This is a genomic window from Stakelama flava, assembly GCF_019351405.1.
GTDB classification, from domain to species: Bacteria; Pseudomonadota; Alphaproteobacteria; order Sphingomonadales; family Sphingomonadaceae; genus Sphingomonas; species Sphingomonas flava_A.
On the sequence record NZ_JAHWZX010000003.1, the window covers coordinates 61,803 to 81,368 of the forward strand.

The 19,566-nt window shown below is 61.7% G+C and carries 25 protein-coding genes and 1 tRNA gene; 6 read left to right on the plus strand and 20 right to left on the minus strand.

The genetic code is table 11. The features are described 5' to 3' along the window. The first annotated feature begins 33 nt into the window (after positions 1 to 33). Genes pip through KY084_RS03995 form a run of 3 tightly spaced genes read left to right on the plus strand, consistent with a single transcriptional unit; the run spans position 34 to position 2,305 of the window. A complete protein-coding gene (gene pip, locus KY084_RS03985; protein ID WP_219237150.1) occupies positions 34 to 984 on the plus strand; it encodes a prolyl aminopeptidase in 951 nt (316 codons plus the stop codon). 36 nt (positions 985 to 1,020) lie between these two features. Beyond that, positions 1,021 to 2,043 (plus strand): phospholipase D-like domain-containing protein, encoded by a 1,023-nt coding sequence (locus KY084_RS03990; RefSeq protein WP_219237151.1) that lies wholly within the window; start codon positions 1,021 to 1,023, stop codon positions 2,041 to 2,043. A gap of 25 nt (positions 2,044 to 2,068) precedes the next feature. After that, positions 2,069 to 2,305 (plus strand): winged helix-turn-helix transcriptional regulator, encoded by a 237-nt coding sequence (locus tag KY084_RS03995; RefSeq protein ID WP_219237152.1) that lies wholly within the window; start codon positions 2,069 to 2,071, stop codon positions 2,303 to 2,305. Here the strand turns inward: KY084_RS03995 and KY084_RS04000 are convergent. Further along, positions 2,262 to 2,882 (minus strand): TetR family transcriptional regulator, encoded by a 621-nt coding sequence (locus KY084_RS04000; RefSeq protein ID WP_219237153.1) that lies wholly within the window; start codon positions 2,880 to 2,882, stop codon positions 2,262 to 2,264. The two genes, KY084_RS03995 and KY084_RS04000, sit on opposite strands and share 44 nt — an antisense overlap. Positions 2,883 to 2,940: 58 nt before the next feature. On the opposite strand from KY084_RS04000, the gene KY084_RS04005 reads away from it, so the two are divergent. After that, complete coding sequence (locus KY084_RS04005; protein WP_219237154.1) at positions 2,941 to 3,759, plus strand: SDR family NAD(P)-dependent oxidoreductase; 819 nt, start codon at positions 2,941 to 2,943, stop codon at positions 3,757 to 3,759. Positions 3,760 to 4,009: 250 nt separating this feature from the next. Further along, positions 4,010 to 5,635, plus strand: coding sequence for an RNA-directed DNA polymerase (locus KY084_RS04010; protein ID WP_219237155.1), 1,626 nt, complete (start codon positions 4,010 to 4,012; stop codon positions 5,633 to 5,635). Between the two features lie 102 nt (positions 5,636 to 5,737). Here the strand turns inward: KY084_RS04010 and KY084_RS04015 are convergent, their stop codons facing one another. From KY084_RS04015 to KY084_RS04085, 15 genes are all read right to left on the minus strand, one after another. After that, the gene (locus KY084_RS04015) at positions 5,738 to 6,922 is read right to left on the minus strand and encodes a phage major capsid protein (RefSeq protein ID WP_219237156.1); all 1,185 of its coding nucleotides are present in this window, start codon (positions 6,920 to 6,922) and stop codon (positions 5,738 to 5,740) included. Positions 6,923 to 7,066: 144 nt separating this feature from the next. Beyond that, positions 7,067 to 7,900, minus strand: a complete 834-nt coding sequence (locus tag KY084_RS04020; protein WP_219237157.1) for a hypothetical protein — start codon at positions 7,898 to 7,900, stop codon at positions 7,067 to 7,069. A gap of 42 nt (positions 7,901 to 7,942) precedes the next feature. Further along, a complete protein-coding gene (locus tag KY084_RS04025) occupies positions 7,943 to 8,377 on the minus strand; it encodes a hypothetical protein (RefSeq protein WP_219237158.1) in 435 nt (144 codons plus the stop codon). Further along, a complete protein-coding gene (locus KY084_RS04030) occupies positions 8,374 to 8,571 on the minus strand; it encodes a hypothetical protein (RefSeq protein ID WP_219237159.1) in 198 nt (65 codons plus the stop codon). The genes KY084_RS04025 and KY084_RS04030 overlap by 4 nt, the downstream gene beginning before the upstream one ends. After that, entirely contained in the window at positions 8,571 to 8,798 is a 228-nt protein-coding gene (locus tag KY084_RS04035) for a hypothetical protein (RefSeq protein ID WP_219237160.1), read from the minus strand. Before KY084_RS04035 ends, KY084_RS04030 begins: the two co-directional genes overlap by 1 nt. A gap of 10 nt (positions 8,799 to 8,808) precedes the next feature. Further along, positions 8,809 to 9,303 carry a hypothetical protein gene (locus KY084_RS04040; protein ID WP_219237161.1) on the minus strand — a complete coding sequence of 165 codons (495 nt, stop codon included), beginning with the start codon at positions 9,301 to 9,303 and terminating at the stop codon, positions 8,809 to 8,811. A 109-nt stretch (positions 9,304 to 9,412) separates the two neighbouring features. Further along, positions 9,413 to 9,748, minus strand: coding sequence for an HNH endonuclease signature motif containing protein (locus KY084_RS04045; protein WP_219237162.1), 336 nt, complete (start codon positions 9,746 to 9,748; stop codon positions 9,413 to 9,415). Continuing rightward, positions 9,745 to 9,975 (minus strand): hypothetical protein, encoded by a 231-nt coding sequence (locus tag KY084_RS04050; RefSeq protein ID WP_219237163.1) that lies wholly within the window; start codon positions 9,973 to 9,975, stop codon positions 9,745 to 9,747. The genes KY084_RS04045 and KY084_RS04050 overlap by 4 nt, the downstream gene beginning before the upstream one ends. Before the next feature lie 247 nt (positions 9,976 to 10,222). Further along, positions 10,223 to 12,070: an AAA family ATPase gene (locus tag KY084_RS04055; protein WP_219237164.1), complete on the minus strand. Its 1,848-nt coding sequence runs from the start codon at positions 12,068 to 12,070 to the stop codon at positions 10,223 to 10,225. Between the two features lie 57 nt (positions 12,071 to 12,127). Next, a complete protein-coding gene (locus tag KY084_RS04060) occupies positions 12,128 to 12,589 on the minus strand; it encodes a hypothetical protein (RefSeq protein ID WP_219237165.1) in 462 nt (153 codons plus the stop codon). A gap of 72 nt (positions 12,590 to 12,661) precedes the next feature. Beyond that, on the minus strand, positions 12,662 to 12,916 hold the full coding sequence (locus KY084_RS04065; RefSeq protein ID WP_219237166.1) for a hypothetical protein: 255 nt from the start codon (positions 12,914 to 12,916) through the stop codon (positions 12,662 to 12,664). Next, positions 12,906 to 13,133, minus strand: coding sequence for a helix-turn-helix transcriptional regulator (locus KY084_RS16560; RefSeq protein WP_219237167.1), 228 nt, complete (start codon positions 13,131 to 13,133; stop codon positions 12,906 to 12,908). The genes KY084_RS04065 and KY084_RS16560 overlap by 11 nt, the downstream gene beginning before the upstream one ends. Positions 13,134 to 13,211: 78 nt before the next feature. Further along, positions 13,212 to 13,658: a hypothetical protein gene (locus KY084_RS04075; protein ID WP_219237168.1), complete on the minus strand. Its 447-nt coding sequence runs from the start codon at positions 13,656 to 13,658 to the stop codon at positions 13,212 to 13,214. Next, positions 13,655 to 14,842: a tyrosine-type recombinase/integrase gene (locus tag KY084_RS04080; protein ID WP_219237169.1), complete on the minus strand. Its 1,188-nt coding sequence runs from the start codon at positions 14,840 to 14,842 to the stop codon at positions 13,655 to 13,657. Before KY084_RS04080 ends, KY084_RS04075 begins: the two co-directional genes overlap by 4 nt. Before the next feature lie 177 nt (positions 14,843 to 15,019). Then, positions 15,020 to 15,110: transfer RNA gene (locus tag KY084_RS04085), tRNA-Ser, on the minus strand. Positions 15,111 to 15,215: 105 nt separating this feature from the next. Between KY084_RS04085 and KY084_RS04090 the strand changes: the two genes are divergently transcribed. Then, the gene (locus tag KY084_RS04090) at positions 15,216 to 16,094 is read left to right on the plus strand and encodes a peptidylprolyl isomerase (protein ID WP_219237170.1); all 879 of its coding nucleotides are present in this window, start codon (positions 15,216 to 15,218) and stop codon (positions 16,092 to 16,094) included. Here the strand turns inward: KY084_RS04090 and KY084_RS04095 are convergent, their stop codons facing one another. Genes KY084_RS04095 through KY084_RS04110 form a run of 4 tightly spaced genes read right to left on the minus strand, consistent with a single transcriptional unit; the run spans position 16,095 to position 19,565 of the window. Next, a complete protein-coding gene (locus KY084_RS04095) occupies positions 16,095 to 16,673 on the minus strand; it encodes an ABC-type transport auxiliary lipoprotein family protein (protein ID WP_219237389.1) in 579 nt (192 codons plus the stop codon). A 14-nt stretch (positions 16,674 to 16,687) separates the two neighbouring features. Further along, positions 16,688 to 17,674, minus strand: coding sequence for an MlaD family protein (locus KY084_RS04100; protein ID WP_219237171.1), 987 nt, complete (start codon positions 17,672 to 17,674; stop codon positions 16,688 to 16,690). A gap of 2 nt (positions 17,675 to 17,676) precedes the next feature. Beyond that, positions 17,677 to 18,477 carry an ABC transporter ATP-binding protein gene (locus KY084_RS04105; RefSeq protein WP_425516717.1) on the minus strand — a complete coding sequence of 267 codons (801 nt, stop codon included), beginning with the start codon at positions 18,475 to 18,477 and terminating at the stop codon, positions 17,677 to 17,679. Then, the gene (locus KY084_RS04110; protein WP_219237173.1) at positions 18,468 to 19,565 is read right to left on the minus strand and encodes an ABC transporter permease; all 1,098 of its coding nucleotides are present in this window, start codon (positions 19,563 to 19,565) and stop codon (positions 18,468 to 18,470) included. The genes KY084_RS04105 and KY084_RS04110 overlap by 10 nt, the downstream gene beginning before the upstream one ends. Between the last annotated feature and the right edge of the window lies 1 nt (position 19,566).

A 19,566-nucleotide genomic window follows, 5' to 3' on the forward strand; every position in this document is an offset into this window, starting at 1 on the left:
ACCCGCGACCTTGCAAGGCGTAAGGCGGTGCGCATGACGACGTATCGCACCCTCTATCCGTCCATCGAACCCTATGACAGCGGCATGCTGGACACCGGCGAGGGGCACAGCGTCTATTGGGAGCGGGCGGGCACGCCCGGCGCGAAACCTGCGGTTTTCCTGCATGGCGGCCCCGGCGGCGGATGTTCCCCCGCGCACCGGCAATTGTTCGACCCGGATCGGTACGACGTCCTGCTGTTCGATCAGCGCGGGTGCGGGCGTTCAACGCCGCATGCCTCGCTGGAGGCCAACACCACCTGGCATCTGGTCGCCGATATCGAAGCGCTGCGCGAAATGGCGGGCGTCGAACGATGGCAGGTGTTCGGCGGGTCGTGGGGATCGACACTGGCGCTCGCTTATGCCCAGACGCATCCCCGCCGGGTGAGTGAACTGGTGCTGCGCGGTATCTATACGCTGACGAAGCGCGAAATGGACTGGTATTATCAGTTCGGGGTGAGCGAGATGTTTCCCGAAAAGTTCGCGCGGTTCCTGGCGCCGATCGCCCCGGAAGCGCGCGGCGACATGATCGCGGCGTATCACGCGCTGCTGACCGGCGATGACGAGGCGGCGAAGCTGGAAGCGGCAAAGGCATGGTCTGTCTGGGAGGGTGAAACGATCACCCTGCTCCCCGAACCGGGAACGTCGGACCAGTTCCATGACGGCCATTTCGCGCTCGCCTTTGCCCGCATCGAAAACCATTTCTTTTATAACAAGGGCTGGCTGGAAGAGGGGCAGCTGCTCCGCGACGCGCCGAAGCTGAACGGGATTCCCGGCGTAATCGTGCATGGCCGGTACGACATGCCCTGCCCGGCGCGCACCGCGTTCGAGTTGAACGAGCGCTGGGCGGACGGCGAATTGATGCTGATCGACGGCGCTGGCCATGCCTATAGCGAGCCGGGCATTCTGGATGCGCTGATTCGCGCAACGGACCGTTTCGCACAATGACCGGAACCGCCGGGTGCATCCGGCGATTTTGTCCCCATGACAGGCGAATCCGCGTGCCCGCCAGTGCTTTTCGGCGGACCTGACCGACCCGAACGTTTCCTTCGCGACACATTGGCGATGCTGGTGGACCAGGCTCCGGCCGGTTCCTCAATCGCGTGGGCGACCTATTATTTCCGCGATCTCGACCTTGCAGAGGCGTTGATCCGCGCATCGGATCGCGGCGTCGATGTGCGGTTGGTGCTGGAAGGCGACACGCGAAGACCCCATGTCAATGACGCGGTGATCGCGCGGCTGGGCGCGCATGGCTTGAACGGCGGGCTGACGGTGCGCCGCCGGGGGCATGGGTTGGGCCATCTGCACGCCAAAATCTATGCTTTCAGTTCGCCCGGTGTTGCGCTGGTCGGATCGTTCAACCCGTCGGGGAATGATCCTGAGGACCCGGAGGTAATCGCAGAGATCGGCGATCAGGATCGCGGCTATAACCTGCTATATCCCATTCGCGACAGGGCGGCGGTAAAAGCGCTGGGACGCCATGTCCGGCGGCTGGCATCGACGCGGCCGTCGCTGCTCGACCGCTTCCGGCGCGGGTTTCGCACGCCGGTCCTGTCGGGCAATGTGGGGCTGTGGTTCTTTCCGCGCACCGATACGCTGCTGGTCGAGCACGACCTTGCCGGGGTTGGGCGCGGGGACGAGGTTCTGGCAGCGGTATCGCATCTCAAATCCGGCACGTTCCTGTCTGCGCTGGAAGGCGCGGCGACGCGCGGAGCCGACGTGCATCTGTTGTTGAGCGCGACCGAACGGCGGGTTCCGCAACGGGTTGTCGACCGGCTTGCCGCGCATGGCGTCGATGCCCGGCGGATCGGCGATGGCGGCGGGGTGCCGATGCACAACAAATTCACCGTGGTGCGCGGCGGCGAAGGGCCACATGCGTGGTTGGGAAGTTACAACCACAATCTGAAATCGCGCCTGCTGAACGATGAAATACTGGTGCGCACCGGCGAAGCTGCGGCGGTGGAAGCGCTGGCCGGGCGGTTTCATGCGATGCAGGCCGCCGCCTGAAGAGTAAGGCGGGGTCGCCTGTAAAATGGCCGCGAAGCCACGGGACGTCGATCGCTTCGATATCCGCCGGCGAAATACTTGCCTGTGCGGAAGGCCTTTGCGCGAACTTGAGGAAGAGGGGCCGGTCGTACGCAAGGTCTACGCTCAGGTCCCCCCAAAGGTCGAATACAGCGGGTCTCCGCTTGAGCGCTCGCTTGCGCCGAGCCTTGCCGCCCTGATCAATCGCACATTCCCAGGTCCAGGCGATCGAAGCTCAGATTGATACAGGTAGCGAGCGATGATCCGCCCTCGCCTGCCCTCCAGTCGTCTAAGGCCAGCCGGACTGCGCCCATGGCGACCATTGCGGCGGTTCGTAAGACACCTGTCTTCTCCAAGTCGGGCCACAGCTCTGCCATGGCATCCGCCAGCGCCTTTTCCATTTCGACGAACAGAGCCGCCTTTCGCAGCCGAAGAGCTTCGGTCGATCGCAAGAGCCGGTCGGCGGCTATGGCGTCAGGCCCCTCGTATTGAGGCGCCAGTTCCAGAATGCATTTCCGGACGGCCATCAACGGCGGTTGTCCTGGCGACTGGCGAAGCATTGCGGGCCGCAATGCCTTGGCGAAGTCACCACCTTCATGTGCAAGAAGCACATCTTCCTTTGACTCGAAATAGTAGAAGAACGTCCTGCGCGAGATGCCCGCTGCCTCGGCGATCTCGTCCAAGGTCGTCGCGTCAAAGCCTTTTTCGATGAAAAGCCGCAATCCGACTTTTGCGATGCGCTTCAGTGTCTCACGGCGCTTTACCGCGCGCTTGCCATCCGATGGGCCGACGTCTGGGGATTCGTCTGCTGCGCTTGTCAATTTACACCGAGTGTAATAAATATTTTGCACTGAGTGTGATTTTACAGGACAGAATGCAATGTCTCAAGACCGGGTTTGGTTCATCACAGGAGCGTCGCGGGGTTTCGGGCGCATCTGGACCGAGGCCGCGCTCAAGCGCGGCGAGAGGGTGGCGGCGACAGTACGAGACCCGAGCAGCATGAAAGATCTCGCTTCGGCCTATCCGGACACGTTGCTGGTCCTGACGCTCGACGTCACCGACCGAAAGGCCGTGTTCGAAGCGGTTGGCCGGGCTCACGATCATTTCGGTCGACTGGATGTCGTCATATGCAATGCAGGCTACGCCTATATGGGGGCGGTTGAAGAACTGGATTTCGCAGCAGCGAAGGCGAATTTCGAGACCAATGTCTTTGGCACGCTTTCCGTCATCCAAGCCGTGCTGCCCCTGCTTCGGGCGCAGGGGAGCGGTCATATTATTACATTGTCCAGCATTGGCGGCGTGGTCGGCTTTCCTACCGGCGGAAGCTATGTCGCTAGCAAGTTCGCGGTTGAAGCCTTCACCGAGGCGCTGGCCGGTGAAGTTGGGAGTTTTGGTATCAAGGTGACGATGCTTGAACCTGGCAGCTATGCAACCAGCTTTCGCTCATCGACGACCGCAGCGCCCGCCATGGTGGAATACGATACGCTGCGCCAGTCCATGCGCGCCGGTTTCAAGCCCGAAGACACGGGTAATCCGCTGGCGACGGCCGACGTGATCGCCCGTCTTGTTGATACTCCGGAACCGCCGCTTCGCCTGGTGCTCGGTTCAACCACGATCCCGGTCTTCCGATCCGCTTACGAACAACGGCTGAAGGATTGGGATGAATGGACGGAACTTTCCAACGCCGCCCAAGGATAGCGCAATTTGTTTGCAAGGCCGCGACTGCGGCCCGCCCTTTCAGCCGCCCCATGGGAGCCGTGAGGGAAGCAAACCGGCGTGAGATCAAAAAATGGCGGAGCGGGAGGGAGGCAAACTAGCACGCAAAACATGGGTTAAATGGCCAAAGTCGGGTGAAGGCTGCGGTTTATCCCCCGAGACGACAGCCTAGGCCCTCCATCAACGCATCACAACGGTGGCGCTCGATTTGAGAGGACGATACACAACGAGAATGAGCACGGCTGCAATAAAGAAGCGCGCCGCAGAGATGCGGCTACGTAAACTGCTACGTCGCGGTTATCTGCCAGCCGAGTTGCCACCACCATTCACTTCGGACGATTTCGCTGCTTCGGCTGTATCGTTTGCAGGGAAATGGGATGCGGTTCAAATACGCAAATATTGGACCGCGCCCGAGGCTTATAGCATTCCTCGCTACGGAGACGCTCGACGAAAGCTTGCGCTAGTTAACCCAGTAAACCAGCTCTACGTTTCTCATATAATCGCTGAAAACTGGCGCGATATTCGCGCTCGCGTAGCACGTTCTAAAACAAGCGAATTCAAACCAGAATTCTCAACGCATAGCGGTGGACGAGCTATCACTGGGGTTGATTTCGACGGTGTCGCGCGCCGTCGCGCCCGCCTGCTCTCGACCTTCGGGCGATATGTGAAGACCGACATCACCCGTTTCTATCCTTCGATCTATACGCATTCGATTGCTTGGGCGATCTTGGGAAAGGCTCACGTCAAGACGAATCATCACTCCATGGCATTCAAATCCCACTTCGCTAACCATTTGGACAAGGCTGTGGGAGCCGGACAAGAAGGTCAAACGATAGGAATTCCCATCGGACCAGACACCTCCCGGATTATTGCGGAATTGATCGCTGTAGAGGTCGAGGAGATAGCGAAGCTTCACATCCCGGATTTTGAGAACCGCGCCGTCCGTTATGTTGATGACATGCTAATCGGTCTGGACGAACACGAAACATCTGCAGCCGTTCTGTCCGGTCTGTCGCTCGCCTTATACGAATATCAGCTTGAACTGAATGCAGACAAGACTGGCACATTCGGCTTGGGGTGTCCGCATACGCCCGAATGGATCCATTTTGTGCGGACGTTCTCGCTTACGACTCGCGCAAGTCAGCAGCGGGATGATTTGGACTCGTTTTTTGAGCATGCGATCTTTTTAGCGGATCAGAACAAACGAGAGAATGCACTACTATTTGCTGTCAAACGCGCAGCAAGCTTCAACTTACAGTCTCAGAACACCGAGCACCTGGTGAGGTGGATGCTTTACTGCGCGCGTCGATCCGCAACATGTCTCAGCTTCGTCGCGGAGCATTTGGCGGCGGTTCATGGCTCAACACCCCTACCTGACGCGGAAATTCATGCCTACATTCTGCAACAAATTCCGATCAAGGCAGCAGCGGGCCATACCAACGAACTAGCGTGGCTGCTTTTTTGGGCGCGAGAGATCAGTCTTACCGTGCCCGCTTCGGCCATGACCCATGTGATGGCGCTGCGAAGCTCGGTCGTTGGTATGCTTACTCTAGACCTGTGGCACAAGAGCCTAATCAGTGGTGCATTGGATTTCTCATTCTGGCAGGGTTTTGCCAATGAAGCAGGGCTGAAATCGGAGATGTGGCTGATAGCCTATGAAGCCACGCGCAAGGGGTGGTGGCCGAAGTCGCAAAATACGGACTTCATAACGACGCACCAGTTCTTTGCCGATCTCTGGAATGCGAATGTGGAATTCTACGATCCGAGTAAGAAGGCTAGGAAGCGTGTCACTCCGTCTGTGCTCGCGGCAAGTTTCGATCAAGGGCAGAGCCTAGGATCGTCCGAATACCCTTTCTGATTGCCTCCCTGCCACCAGCGCTGGCCAACGGCCACAATAAGAAGGGCGAGCGTCCGTTGATGCTGGACGCCCGCCCTCACGCTTCTCTGGCCACCGTAGCCGTTAGGCGGCGACCCGCATCAGCCGGATGGCGAACGGGTCGAGCACACCCGCGCCCACCCGCTTCGTCGCGTAGAACATGATGAACGGCTTATTGGTGTAGGGATCACGAAGGATGCGCGTCCCGATGCGGTCATTGATGAGGTAGCCCGCCTTGAAATCACCGAAGGCGATTGCGGTGTTGCCAGCCACCGGCGTCGGCATCCCCTCGTCAATCTCCACCGGACGCCCCAGCAGCGTGGGCGGCTGATCCGCGATCAACGCTTCGCGCCACAAAGGACGCCCATCGGCATCCTTGAGCTTGGCGATAACGGCGGCGGTGAGGCTCGACATCAGCCAAGACGAATTCTGGCGATAGGGCGCGTCGAGCGAATAGAGGAAATCGACCAGCCCGTCATAGTCGATGTCGCCTTCCACCACGGTCAGCGGCCCGCCGGGATGCCGCGTCTCGTTCACCGCGCCGGGAGCGTAGGTGAGGAGGCCGTGCGGCTTCGATACGCCGTTGCCCGAAAGGAAGGCGATGTTTTCCTGCCGGTTGAACTCGCGTTCCAGCGACTCAGCAAGCCACTGGTCGATGTTGACGGCGGAGTCATCGAGCAGGCGCTGCGTGATCGCCGCGTTGGCGTAAATTTCGCCCGAAGCGAACGGCACCTGTGCCAGCGTCGGCGTGGTGGTCTGCGGACGGGCGGCGGTTTCGCCCACCCAGCCGGTGCCCCATTCGTCGCCGTTCCAGACAGTCGTGTATTCGCCCACCGACGTAACCTGCACCGTCGCGAGGCGACGCATGGGCGACGTGAGGCGCTGCCGCTGGTGCAGCTTGCGATCCCATTCGACCGGCGCGAGATAGCCGCCGTCCGTGGCCGATCCGCTCGACATGGCCGCCTGAACCGTGGCCCGCTCACCCGTCGCGTTCGCGCCCTTGAGCACATCGACCGCATCGCCGCGCCGCGCGTAGGAGGCGAAGGCGCGAGTGTATTCAGCGTCCACCGGCAGCGGCATGGCGCGATCCTGGGTGATGCCACCGTCCACCTGCCGCTGGATGGCGTCCACCGACGCAGTGAGGTTGCCGATCGTCTCGTTGATGTCGGCCACGCGGCGGTCCTGCCGCTCGGTGAAGCCCGCGAATTCCGAATGCACCTTGCGGATGAGCGCATTGGTGTCGTCGTCGCCCGCGTTGCGGAGCGGCAAACCGGCGCGTTCCAGCGCGCGCGGAGTGGCGGCGAATACCGTGCCAGCGAGGGCGCGGGGGAAAGTGGTATGCTTCATAGGGAACCTCCTTATTGACGGAGGGAGGTTCGCGCTTCCTGACTGCCCGTTACCGGGTTTAGAACATCAGAAAGAAAAAAGATGGCGGATGAGCGCCGCTAGATCGTCTGCAATGCCCAATGCGAAGGCGGCAACGGTTCCCCAAGCAGTCGCCCTTACCGTCGCCTTGATTGTTTCATCGACCGCCAAGTCTAGCTTTGCGCCGATCCATTTCGCGATTGCGGTGCCGACGCGACGAAAGGCGCTTTCTGCTTCGGCTAGAACAGGTTCGCTAGGCTCGGTTTTGCCGACCTCCGCGCGGGTTTGCCGGATGGCAACTTCAAGTTCTTGCCTACTTTCATTATCATATGGCGGCAGCCCCACGTCATCGGGAGGACTGTTGTGGCCAATAGACGCGGGGGCAGAAGGCAGATCAGCTAAGCGTGCTTCGAGATCATCCAGTCGTTGCAGAATTCTGCTGGAAATTTCCTCTTTTGAGAAATCTGACGGATTAGCATGCTCTTCGTCGCGCTCCGGGTGTTCGTAGTAGTCGCTACCCGTTCTAGGGGCCCATTCAAAAATTCCGGTCGCTTGAAGCTGCTCCACCGCAGCCTCGATCCACTCCTGCTTGTAGTCCGAGCTGAACTGATCGCCTAGTACTTCACCTGCGTCAAACGGCCCTCCAAAAACATACACATATTCCCCATCCTCTGAATCGAATGGGGTTTCATTCTGTGGGTCTTCGAATTGTTCTTCGAACCAGGTGACCATGCTCTCGATAGCATCTTCACGGTTGGAGGCTTCCTCTTCTTCAGCCTGCCGCTGCCGATATTCATCCTCCGCATACCACGCCTCTTCCTCTTGGGCGGCAAGCGCCGCCCTTCGGCGGCTTTCCTTTTCGTCGTCAGTGAGTTCAGCCATCAATCGATTATGATTGGTTATGCAAGCAGAGTGAATATTAAATCAGCGCAACGCTTTGAGGTAGCGGCGCCAAAGAGTTTTCTGCACCCCGGCCCATAGCTCGCCGCATTCCGCTTCATCATCTTGAGACGGGATCATCCGGCCCTGCCGCGCCTGCAAGCGTTGGACGCGCGCCGCGACGAAAAGGCCCAATGTATCAATCGTCGCGTCGGTCGCGAGCGTGTCGAAGGGGCACCCTTCCAACCGCCGCTGCGCCTCTTTGAGCGCCGCCACGAATGGATCCATTTCCTCATCGAGATAGGCTCGCGCCGCTTCCACCACGCGCCGCGCGATGATCGAGGCGACCGGATCGGCGGCGGTGAGGCCGGTTTCGGCGCGCACCGCGTCCGCCGCCTCTCGAACCGCCGCCGTCTCCTCGCGGGGGCGAGCCGGTCGCGCCATCGCCATGACGGGGGAGCGGAGAGCGCGGGGGATCATTTCCGCACCAGCGCCACGACATACAGGTGCTTGAGCGCAAGCGTCATGCGCCGCGCCTGCGACCGGGTGAAGCCTTCGCCCTGAAAGGCGCTGTCCAGCTCACGCGCGTTCATGGGACTGCTGATCTCGTCCAGAAGCTCCAGCACGTGCGCGCGCACTGGCGGCGCGGCGGCGAGGCGTTCCTGCGCGGTCATTACATGGTCTCCATGATGCGCGCTTCCATCTGGTCGAGATGGGTGCGGAGGAATTCGATGGCGTTCGCGCCGTTGCCCGTCACACCCTCGGCAATGTCGAAGGCGCTGTAGATCGCGGCGGTGGCGATCTGTTCGGCGGGGACGCCCTGTTCGGCGTATTTGATCGCCGCCGAACGGTTGATCTGGCGGCACAGGTCGATTGCAGTGGTGCGCGGATCGTCGGTCATGTCAGCCTCCTCAATGGATTTGGGGCTTGGCAATCAGCCCCTCGTCATCGTCCAGCCCATTGCCTTCGTTCTCGCGCTGGATTTCGCGGCGGCGGGACAGGACGCGGTTGTCCATGCCCGCCTTCGCCCGGCAGTGGATCGACAGCGAGCGCCGGGTGGCGAGGATGCGGCGCAATAGTGCGCTGGTGATGGTGACGCGGGGGTTCTGGACGGGACCGCCGCCCGCGCCAGACACCACGCCCCCTTCGTCGCACAGGCTCGCCATTTCGCGGGCGTAGGCTTCCATGTCGCGCGCCAGCCCCGCCGCGACGCGGATCATGTGTGGAGTCCATTCGCCGCGCGGAAGCTCGATGACGATTTCATCGAACGCGACAAGCTCCGCCGCCGTGAGCATGAAGTCGGCGGGCGGGTGAATATCACGCTCGGCATTGAGCATGTCCTGTACCGCTGCCTCCTTGCTGTCGGCACGGCGACGGCGCGGCTTTTTCATTTCATCAGTGGCCATAACTGCCTCCAAAATGGGTGTTTGCATTTTTATTCGATGCCGCCGCCGATCTGGGAGGGTGGGCCACAAATACTTTTTCACCCCCCGTCCGAGTCATTGGCTATCCTGCTCAAGAAGTGTTCCACGGATGATTGGGATCGACCGGGAAGCCGTCACCGTCGCAGCCCCGGATGCGCCCGCCTTTCTCTTGCGATTGCTTGAGGCTGTTGTGGTGGTGGTCGCACAACGTCTGTAGCTCGCTACCGAAGAACAGGGTTTCGTCGCCGCCATGAGGCTTGACGTGATCGGCCACGCGACCGGATCGCGTCTTTCCTTCACCCAGGCACATCACGCACAGCGGGTTCGCGGCGATGTGGGCGGCGCGATGCTTCTGCCAGCGGTGCGTCTTGTAGAGCTTCTGCGACGCTCGCCCGGTGGCGCTGCGGCTGTCGGCGCGGCGGGTCATAGCGCATCGCCCTGAGAGCGCTTGCGCCGACGATAGCAGTGATTGTCGGCGTCCCATTCGAGCGCCGGGTCAACGGCTGCGGCCTGCCGATCCTCGCGGCTGAGCTGCACAGCGGGGCGGGAAGTGACGAAGTAACGGAACTGCGCCACGGCGTTGATCGGCCCGGTGTTCGCCATGAAGCCGCGCGGGTAGTGGCGCTGTCCTGCGGGATGGTCGGGGTATCTCACGTGAAACTCCTTCGGTTCGGGAAGGAGGGGCGGCGGGCCTACGGGCCGCCCCTACCTTTCTTTAGAAAGGGGGAGGTCTGAGGCGAGGCTCGGGCGAAGCGAAATCAATAACTTAGCCCCCTCTCGGGCGACCTCGGGCGAAGCTGAGGCGAGGGGTCTCGGGCTAAGCGTTTTCAATGACTTAGCTGGAACTCCGGGGGTCTCGGGCGAAGCTGGGGCGAGGCTGAGGCGAGTGTGAATACCGCGATCAGAAAGGCTCATCGCTGACCTCCACCGTTCCGATTTTTGCCAGCCCTTCGGCCTTGTGACCGGGTGAATTCGGCTTGTCGTATGGCAACCCGACTTGCCCGATCACCCCTGCCGCCAGCAGGCGCTCCATCGCTTCCTCAAATTGGTCTTTGGTCATCCCCTTCGCCTGCGGCATTTTGGCGAAAGCGAGCGGTGCATAGGTGGCGCGAGCTTGCGTGTGCATCGACACCGGACGCTCGGCCTCATTCCGCGCATCGAGGCACGCAAGGAAGCGTTGATCTTCAAGCTGCGCACGACCGCTTGCCTCGCGATCTTCTTCCGGCACCATCGCGTCGAGGCGGAAAGCGCCCCGGTGCCAGCGCAACCGCAATGGTTCCTCCAGCCGCGCATAATTGGCCTTCGCTAAGGTGAGTTCTCTCGCGTCGGGATCGTTCGAGTCGGTTTCCAGATGGATGTGGGACCGAACCTGGTTCTGAAAGGCAGTCGAGCCGGAATAGCTGTCGCCATTCTTGTTCGGGTGGCTGATGAGGATAATCGCGCAGGCGGTTTCGAGCGCGAGCGCGTTCAGCAACCCGAGGAAAGCGGCCACGTGTGCGCGGATATTCTCGTTGCCCTCGAACAGATGCGCGACGTTGTCGAGCACCACGAAGCGCGCGCCGACTTGCAGGATGCTCGCCCGAAGTTCGTGGAACAGCGGCAGCACGACCATCTTATTCGTGTTCAGGTCAATGCGGACCAGCCCCTTGTCGCGCCGGTCAACGAGAGACACTAAATAGAGCTTTCTCCCGAATGCTTCGAGGCCAACGCCGTGCGCGTTCGCAACCCCGATGAGGCGGCGATGATTTTCGGCATCATTGTCCTCTGCCGTCGCGTAGATCGCCGGAGCCTGCGTCGTGGCGAAGCCGTAGGCCCGCGCACCCAGCGCAACACTGGCAGCCATCGAAAGCGAGATGTAGGACTTACCGCCGCCGCCCCGCGCCGTGAACAGCGTCACGAGATTGGCGGGTGCGAGCTTGGCGATGGCGAACTCCATCGGTTCGACCGCCTTGCCCGCGAGCGTTCCCGCGTCGATCAGTGCGAGACCAGCCGCTTCCGTGGCCGCCTGTGGCCCAGGAGCGCAATCAGCGCCGTCGCCAGCGTTAGACCCTGCGCCGTAGTCCTCCGCCTCCCGCACTGCCGCTAGAAGATCGTCGCGTGTGTGTCCCGCTTCGAGGTAATCGGTGACGTCGCCATTTTCCGGCAGGTTCGGGAGCATGACCGCCTTGACCGTCGCGTATCGCGACAGCGCGGCGCGAACGATACCGGCGCGAGCACGTCCGTTCGGATCGTTGTCGAGCAGCGCGACGACATTGCGGCGCGTGAAATAGCGGGCGATTTCGGACGGGAAGTGCTTCGCGCCGTTCGCGGCGGTTGTCGCGATCAGGCCGAGCGCACGGAGGCTTTCAGTGTCCTTCTCGCCTTCCGTCAGAAAAACCGGATCGTCGGGCCGCGCCGCCATGTCGGCGAGCAATTCGGGCAGTCGGTAGGGAACGTGGGGCGCGTTGCCTTTGCCTTTCCGATAGAACTTGAGCGGCTCCCAGCCGTAGAACTCGTGCGGGTTGTCGCGTCGGTCGCGGTCGATCAGGTCTAGGCTTCCTTCGGGTTGATGCCCGAGGACGAAAGTCTTGCGATTGTCGGCCCGCCTACCTTTGATGACGGTGAATAGCGTGCGACCCCGTTCGTCCTGATAGTCATATTCGGCTTCGATGCGCGTGGACGCATCCCAAACCGGGCGGTCGGGATCGTCCTCGCTAGAAGAGCCTAGGTTTTGGATTGGATCGGTCCCAGACGGGGGAAGCTGACTCATCGGTATCTCCGGCACCGGTCACGATCCTTCCGCGACCGGTGCTTTTGTTTTCTGGGATCAGTCGGCGATCACGCGCGGCGCGTCGGCAATCGCTCGCTCCACCCGCTCGGCATACAACCGCAGGTCGATCACCAGCGCGAACGCGAGACGCGCACCGCTGATGAAGCCCGAACGAAGCTCGGTGCTGTTGTAGGGGAGCGTGGAGACGTTGCCGTTTTCCAGCACGACGATGGACCACTGTTCGACGCTGGCGTCACGATGGTGGGCGTCCATGACCCGGCGCGCGATCCTCGCGGCCAGCGGCCCCTTCACCCCCGAACCCATAAGGTCCGCCAGAAGGCAGAACATGCCGAACTGGAGGCCGCTGAACAGGCGCGGCTTTCCGGTATGCTCCGGCTTCTCCGGCAAGATCGCGAGCGTGTGTTCGTCGGTGCGGTGATAAATGTCGGTGACTTGATTGTCGCTCAAGCGCGCTTCGGCAGCGACGATCTTGGTTGGCACAAGAATATTTTGAAACATTGGGCTTCTCCTTTACTGGCGAAGCGTCTTCTCCTCTGCGCTTCCTTCACTAGAAACAGGAAAGCGCGCGGCTTATTCTTCGGCGAATTTCTTGGCGTTGTGGTTGCCGAAGTGGCCTTCGGTTTCGTCGCGAAAGGGCAAGCGCAGGTCCGTCCACAGCGCGCGAGCCGCGCCCCAGCCGCTATCCTTGTCGCTATAGGTGCCGGAACGATCCGCGCCGTCCGCTAGAGGCGGCTCCACCGTGACGAGATAGGCGAGGCCGACAGGGCGCAGCACGACGAAGCTGCCGGCGTTGGGTGGCCCATAGTCGTGCGGATCAGGCCGCATCTCGCGCGGCCTTGCGCTGCTCGACCCAATCCTCAATCTCGCTGACCAACCAGCCGCGAGCCTTCGGCCCCAGCGGGATCGGCTTGGGGAATGTCCCGGCGCGCATCGCATCTTCGCGAGCCTTTCGCGAAAGGCTCGTAACGGCTTGAAGATGGCGCTCGCGATAGATCAGCGGCTTGGGAAGCTCGCGGCGCGGTTCAACATTCGGGCTGGCCACTTTCGTCTCCTGTGCGTTGTTCGACGCACGCAAGGAGACTGGAAAAAGCGAATAGGATCGCCGCCCGAATATCAGCGACTATTGGGCGGCTTTTCTGTCCATGCGGCGCTCATTGGAACGCTTCATCTGCTCATCAAGCACTTGGCGGCTCACGCCGTGCCGTTCGGCAGCGATTTGGTGCGGGTGGAGTGGAGGGCGGGAGCGGGGGGTGTCGGTGTGGTTATCGCGCCACCAATCCTTGATTCGATCGGCATCTTTTGCGGCTTTCCACAACGGTTCGGCTGCGCGTGTAGTAACGGATCGCTTCGGCCTACCCCGTTGCCCCTGTCGGCTTCGCTTTGCCTCAAGCTGGCCAAACTCCTCCCACGTCATGCCGGGGAATGCTTCTCGCGCATGGAGCCAGCGGACGTGGGCCGCCGCAAACCATTCGGCATCAGGTTGTTCGCGCGCCCATTGTTCTATGTCGCGCTCGTCGCACTGTTCAAGATGCGCGGGCGCAGCAGCTTTGAATTCGTCCTCCGTCACTCGCCTGCACTCCGACAATAGTCAGCCCACCGCTCCATGAGCGACCGGCGAATGTTGAAGTAGTCGCCGCGCTGATATGCGCCTTCGACGCCGCCAACCGTATGCGCCAGCGCCGCTTCGGCAATTTCGCGCGGAACGTCCAAACACTTCTCCGCAACCCAGGTACGGAAGGTTGAGCGGAAACCGTGGATGGTGGCGCCTTCTTTCCGGCCCATGCGCTTGAGCACGGCGGTCATCGCCATGTTGGACATCGGCTCGCCGCTACGCCCACCAATGAACACGAACCCATCATCGCGGTCGCGCGGCATCGCTTTCAAGATCGCGACTGCATCCGGCGATAGGGGGACGCGGTGCGGGCGACCGGCCTTCATGATTTCCTCCGGGGCGTTCCACACGCTTTCGTCCAGATCCATTTGATCCCACTTCGCCATGCAGACTTCTTGCTGACGGGCGGCGGTGAGGATGAGAAAATCGAGCGCGGCGGCAGCTGTGCCTTCGCGCTGACGAAGCTCCGGCACGAACTCGGGTATCTGCTGGAACGGCATCGAGTCATGCCCCTTCACAACGTGCACACGCTTCGCCTTTGGCAAGAGCTTGTCGAGCTTCCCTCCGGTTCGCGTGAGGTCCACATCAGGGCGCAGATCGAGTGCGGCGGCGTAGGCGAGCACAGCGCCGATCCGCCATCTGATCTTCTTGGCGGTCGGATGCTTGCTCAACCAGATCGGACTGAGGACGGCATGAACGTCCTTCACGTCGATGTCCTTCACATCCTTTTCGCCAATGATCGTATAGGCGTGGTCCCGAAGGCTGTTGCGCCAGAGGCTTTCGGCCTTGGCCGGGTTGCGCCAACTATCCTTGTGCTCGGCTAGATAACGTTCATTGAGCTGCGCAAACGTCCGGCCTTCGTCCTTCTTTTTCACCGCCCCACGACTCACTGGCGGCTCGATCCCTTGACGGAGCATCGCGCGAAACTCTGCGGCCTTCTCCCGCGCTTCATCGAGGCTCACGTGCCGATAGGAGCCTAGCCCACGCATCTTGTCCTTGCCCAAGCGCCGGTAGATGAACAGCCAACTTTTCGAGCCGTTTGCCCCCACATGGAGATACAGATTGCGCCCGTCGCTGTATTTTCCCGGCTCCTTTAGCCGGTCGATCATCTTGACGTTCAGGCCATCACGCTTCGCCATCGCCGTTCCTCACTCATCTATCACCCGAGTATCCCCCGAGATGGACAAAAAAGGAACAGAAATCTCACAGGAGCGAATAGGGGCCATCGAGCCTGCTTAGTCGGCCCGTAACACCAGCATTTCTGCCGTTTTGAAGAAGCGCGAAGGCACGCAAAAAAGCCGGTCAGAAAGGTGTGGTGGCGGAGCGGGAGGGATTCGAACCCTCGATACGGTTTTGCCGTATACTCACTTTCCAGGCGAGCGCCTTCGACCACTCGGCCACCGCTCCGCATATCCTGGCAAGGGGCGATCCCCTAAGCCGGAATGCATGGCTTAGCAAGCCGTTGCGCGACAAAGCATTGCCACCCCCATTGCACTGTGCCAGCTTGCGGCGATGTCGATCCTGTTTTCGCTGGCACTCGCGCTTGCCCAGACATCGCCTGCTCCGGCGGCACCGGCGGTGCACGCGGAACCTTCGGACGCGATTGCCGCCGACTGGAAAGCGATACCGGCGGACGAATTGCTGGTGATGCGGCTTGCCGATGGCGGAAGCGTGGTCATCCGGCTCGCGCCGCAATATGCGCCGCGCCACGTCGCGAATATCCGCGCGCTGGCACAGACGCACTGGTGGGACGGGACCAGCGTCTACCGGGTGCAGGACGGCTATGTCACCCAATGGGGGGATGTCAGCGAGAAAAAGCCGTTGCCGCACGGTGTCGCCGATGATCTGCCGCCGGAATATGAATGGCGAGCGACACCATTGGCGGCGACGCTCTCGCGCGGCGATCCGTATGCGCGCGTTGCCGGCTTCAGCGCGGATGGCTGGCCGCTGGCAAGCGACGGGACCGCGCAATGGCTGCCGCATTGCTATGCCATGGTCGGCGTCGCGCGCGACCTTGCGCCGAGCACGGGCAGCGGTGCCGAACTCTATACGGTCATCGGGCACGCTCCGCGCCATCTTGATCGCAACATCGCGCTGGTCGGACGCGTGATCGACGGGATGGAATATCTTTCGTCGCTGCCGCGCGGGCGTGGGGAAATGGGCTTTTACACCGATGCGCAGCATCCCACCGGCATCGTCAGCGTTCGGCTGGCTTCGGACATGCCGGCGGGCGAACGGCCGGCATATCAGTATCGCGCGACCGACAATGCCCGTTTCGCCGCCTATATCAGCGCGAAGGAGAACCGGCAGCCGCCCTTCTTCACCGTTCCCGCGGATGGCGCCGATATCTGCAACGTCCCGGCGCCGGTGCGAAAGACGCCGGGCAAATAATTATCGGCCCACCCAATCGGCGACCTGCGTCGCGACCTGATTTGCCGCCTGGTTGAGCGCGGGGCCGACACTGTCGCTGGCGATCGCCGACACCGGCACGCGCGCTTCGAAACGGCGGGTCTCCACCGTTTGCGTATCGCCGCGGATCAGCGATGCGTCATAGGTCACCACCGCTTCCATCGTGGCGGCGTCAATGGTGAAGTTGCGCAAATTTCCGGCCAGCATCGCACCGGGATTTATCGCCGCCTGACCGCCCAGCACCACACGCCCGGTGCGCGCGGCGATCGTATCGCCCAGCAGCCGGGCGAACAGATTTGCCGGCGGTTCGACCCATTGCGCGTCCTTTACATAGGCGATCGAGGTATCGCTGGAGCGGACAGGAACGCGCTGCACAGCTATTTCCTGGCTCGCAAGCGGTGTCGCGACCGCGATCGTCGGACTGGTCGCAGAGCTTTGCGTGTCGCCGACTGTTACCGCAGCGCTACTGTCGAGTACCAGCAGCGACGGCGGCGGTTTGCTTCCGAAGCTGACGCACCCGGCCAGAAGGGCAGCGGCGGCGATGGCGGGCAGGGTCTTCATGGCGCGCACTGGCCTTACTCCTTGGGTTTCGCTGAACGGTCGGGATTGTAATCGGGCAGTTTCTGCCCGCCGATAATCGATCCGGCACCCTGCCGGTCGACCTTTTGCGCGACCGAACTGAGCGCCTCTGTCATGTTGCGAAGATCATGGACCAGCTGGTTGACCTGCGGCACCGTCTGCTTCGAAAAGGTCTTCAGCCCCGGACGCGCATCGCCGATCGCGTCGTCCAGTGTATTCATGCTGTGCTTGGCCGAATCGATTGCCTGGTTCAGGTTGGCCATCGCCGGCTGGACATCCTTGTCAATCACCCGATTGGTGGTGTCGGCCAGTTCGCCGATCTGCTGCGCCGCGGTGCCCGCCTTTTCGATGGCGATGCGCGTTTCGGCCAGCGTCGCGGCGATTTCAGGCCCGCGATCGGCCAGCGCATCGGTCAGCCGGTTGGTGTTTTCCAGGATGCCGGCGATCGAGGCCTGGTTCTTGTCCGACAGCAATTCGGTCAACCGCTCGGTAAGCGTCGTCAGCCGTTCGAGCAGCTTCGGCGCGGAACTCAGCAGCGCACCCAGCCCACCCTGTTTGGTGGGGATAACCGGGACGCCCAGGGGACAGGCGCTTCGCGAATTCTGTTCGGGGCAGGTGATCGGCGGCGCGCCCTTGACCGCGCCGTCAAGCTGGATCTGGCTGACCCCGGTGAACCCGATCCCCTCGATCGTGGCGGTCGTGCCCTGCAATACGGGGACGTCGTTCTTTACCGTCACGCGCACCCGGACGAATTCGGGATCGGGCTTGAACAGCGCGATTTCGCTTACCTGTCCGACCGGAACGCCCGCAAAGGCCACGGGCGAACCTTTGTTCACCCCGTCGACCGCTTCCTTGAAAAAGATGTCATACTGCTTTTCCGACCCGCCGTTCAGGCGTGCCAGCCACACGGTGAACAGCGCGAGTACGGCAAGCAGGATCAGCACGACGGCGCCTACCAGCACATGGTTTGATCTGGTTTCCATCGTTAGACCTTCATTTCCTTGTTCGCGTTGGCGGTTGCCACCGCCGCCCGCCCGCGCGGTCCGTTGAAATATTCCTGTATCCACGGATGATCCGTGGCGAGCAATTCATCGATCGTGCCCACTGCGGTAACCTTTTTGTCGGCAAGCACCGCCACCCGGTCGCAGATCGCGTATAGCGTATCGAGGTCGTGGGTGATCAGAAATACCGTGAGGCCAAGCGTTCGCTGCAGCGATTTGATCAGTTCGTCGAATGCCGCGGCACCGACGGGATCGAGCCCTGCGGTCGGTTCGTCAAGAAACAGCAGATCGGGATCGAGCGCCAGCGCGCGCGCCAGCCCGGCGCGCTTTTTCATGCCGCCCGACAATTCGGCGGGATATTTGGGGCCTGCGTCGGGCGACAGGCCCGTCATCACGACCTTGTAATTGGCGATTTCGTCCATCAGGTTCAGGTCGAGATCGGGATAGAATTCGCGCAGCGGAACCTGAACATTTTCGGCGACGGTCAGCGTGGAAAACAGCGCGCCGCCCTGAAACAATACGCCCCAGCGTTTGCGGATATCGACCGTATCGTCCTCCGAACGGCCAAGGACATGCTCGCCGAAAACCTCGACCTCCCCCTCGGTCGGCGGCTGGAGGCCAATGATGGAGCGCATCAGCACCGATTTGCCCGTGCCCGAACCGCCGACGACGCCCAGAATCTCACCACGGCGCACATCAAGGTCGAGGTCTTCGTGCACCACCTGTTCGCCGAAAGCGTTCTTCAGTCCGCGGACCTGAATGATCGGACTATCGCTCATATCCATCCGATCCATGTGAAGAAGACCGCGAAAAAGGCATCGAGCACGATGACGAGGAAAATCGCCTGAACCACCGCCGCCGTGGTGCGCAGGCCCACCTGTTCGGCATCGCTTTCCACCAGCATTCCCTGAAAACAGCCGGCGATCGCGATGATCGCGCCGAATACCGGCGCCTTTACCAGCCCGACATACAGATCGGTCAGCGGGACGACTTCGTGCAGCCGCTGGATGAAGGTGACGGGCGGAATGTCGAGCGACACCCAACATAGCAGGCCGCCGCCGATGATGGCGATGATCGAAGCGTAAAAACCCAATAGCGGCATCAGCATCACCGCGGCGAACACGCGCGGCAGCACCAGCGCCTCCATCGGCGATACGCCGATCGTGCGCATCGCATCGATTTCCTCGGTCAGTTTCATCGTGCCGAGCTGCGCGGCAAAGGCGCTGCCCGAACGGCCCGCGACCATGATCGCGGTCATCAGCACGCCCAGTTCGCGCAAGGTGATTCGGCCGACCAGATTGATCGTGAAGACTTCGGCGCCGAACTGGCGAAGCTGCACCGCGCCCTGTTGTGCGATGACGATTCCGATCAGGAAGCTCATCAGCCCGATAATGGCGAGCGCCGACACGCCGACCACTTCGAAACGGTGCACGGTGGCATTGAAGCGAAACCGGCTTGGGTGGCGAAGCACCTTCAGAAAGGCCAGCGTCGTACCGCCCAGAAAGCCGAGCAGGCCAAGCAGGGTGGTGCCCGCCGCCGCGGTGGCTTCGCCGATTTCGGCCAGTACCCGCGTAAAGGCCGATCCGGGACGCGGCGGCTTGGCCACCGGGCGGTCGGCTTCGCGTACCTGACCGAACAGGCGTTGCTGATCTTCGTTCAGGCCAGTGATTTCAGCGTCATGTTTGTCGGCGAAACGGTAGACGACCCATGCGCCGATCGTGTCCATTCGATCGACATCGCTCAAATCGATGGTGCGCACACCGTCTTCCACCGCATCCAGCGAATCGGGAAGATCGCCGAGATGCGCCAGGACCAGTGCGCCAGTCAGGTGAAGCGTATCCCCTTGACGGGAAAAGTCGGCCGCGTCGTTCATC

What these genes read in the sequence shown, in the direction of transcription:
- pip (WP_219237150.1), top strand. Translation starts at nt 34, where the DNA reads ATGACGACGTATCGCACCCTCTATCCGTCCATCGAACCCTATGACAGC.
- KY084_RS03990 (WP_219237151.1), top strand. Translation starts at nt 1,021, where the DNA reads ATGACAGGCGAATCCGCGTGCCCGCCAGTGCTTTTCGGCGGACCTGAC.
- KY084_RS03995 (WP_219237152.1), top strand. Translation starts at nt 2,069, where the DNA reads ATGGCCGCGAAGCCACGGGACGTCGATCGCTTCGATATCCGCCGGCGA.
- KY084_RS04005 (WP_219237154.1), top strand. Translation starts at nt 2,941, where the DNA reads ATGTCTCAAGACCGGGTTTGGTTCATCACAGGAGCGTCGCGGGGTTTC.
- KY084_RS04010 (WP_219237155.1), top strand. Translation starts at nt 4,010, where the DNA reads ATGAGCACGGCTGCAATAAAGAAGCGCGCCGCAGAGATGCGGCTACGT.
- KY084_RS04020 (WP_219237157.1), bottom strand. Translation starts at nt 7,900, where the DNA reads ATGGCTGAACTCACTGACGACGAAAAGGAAAGCCGCCGAAGGGCGGCG.
- KY084_RS04025 (WP_219237158.1), bottom strand. Translation starts at nt 8,377, where the DNA reads ATGATCCCCCGCGCTCTCCGCTCCCCCGTCATGGCGATGGCGCGACCG.
- KY084_RS04030 (WP_219237159.1), bottom strand. Translation starts at nt 8,571, where the DNA reads ATGACCGCGCAGGAACGCCTCGCCGCCGCGCCGCCAGTGCGCGCGCAC.
- KY084_RS04035 (WP_219237160.1), bottom strand. Translation starts at nt 8,798, where the DNA reads ATGACCGACGATCCGCGCACCACTGCAATCGACCTGTGCCGCCAGATC.
- KY084_RS04040 (WP_219237161.1), bottom strand. Translation starts at nt 9,303, where the DNA reads ATGGCCACTGATGAAATGAAAAAGCCGCGCCGTCGCCGTGCCGACAGC.
- KY084_RS04045 (WP_219237162.1), bottom strand. Translation starts at nt 9,748, where the DNA reads ATGACCCGCCGCGCCGACAGCCGCAGCGCCACCGGGCGAGCGTCGCAG.
- KY084_RS04055 (WP_219237164.1), bottom strand. Translation starts at nt 12,070, where the DNA reads ATGAGTCAGCTTCCCCCGTCTGGGACCGATCCAATCCAAAACCTAGGC.
- KY084_RS04060 (WP_219237165.1), bottom strand. Translation starts at nt 12,589, where the DNA reads ATGTTTCAAAATATTCTTGTGCCAACCAAGATCGTCGCTGCCGAAGCG.
- KY084_RS04065 (WP_219237166.1), bottom strand. Translation starts at nt 12,916, where the DNA reads ATGCGGCCTGATCCGCACGACTATGGGCCACCCAACGCCGGCAGCTTC.
- KY084_RS04080 (WP_219237169.1), bottom strand. Translation starts at nt 14,842, where the DNA reads ATGGCGAAGCGTGATGGCCTGAACGTCAAGATGATCGACCGGCTAAAG.
- KY084_RS04090 (WP_219237170.1), top strand. Translation starts at nt 15,216, where the DNA reads ATGTCGATCCTGTTTTCGCTGGCACTCGCGCTTGCCCAGACATCGCCT.
- KY084_RS04095 (WP_219237389.1), bottom strand. Translation starts at nt 16,673, where the DNA reads ATGAAGACCCTGCCCGCCATCGCCGCCGCTGCCCTTCTGGCCGGGTGC.
- KY084_RS04100 (WP_219237171.1), bottom strand. Translation starts at nt 17,674, where the DNA reads ATGGAAACCAGATCAAACCATGTGCTGGTAGGCGCCGTCGTGCTGATC.
- KY084_RS04105 (WP_425516717.1), bottom strand. Translation starts at nt 18,477, where the DNA reads ATGGATATGAGCGATAGTCCGATCATTCAGGTCCGCGGACTGAAGAAC.
- KY084_RS04110 (WP_219237173.1), bottom strand. Translation starts at nt 19,565, where the DNA reads ATGAACGACGCGGCCGACTTTTCCCGTCAAGGGGATACGCTTCACCTG.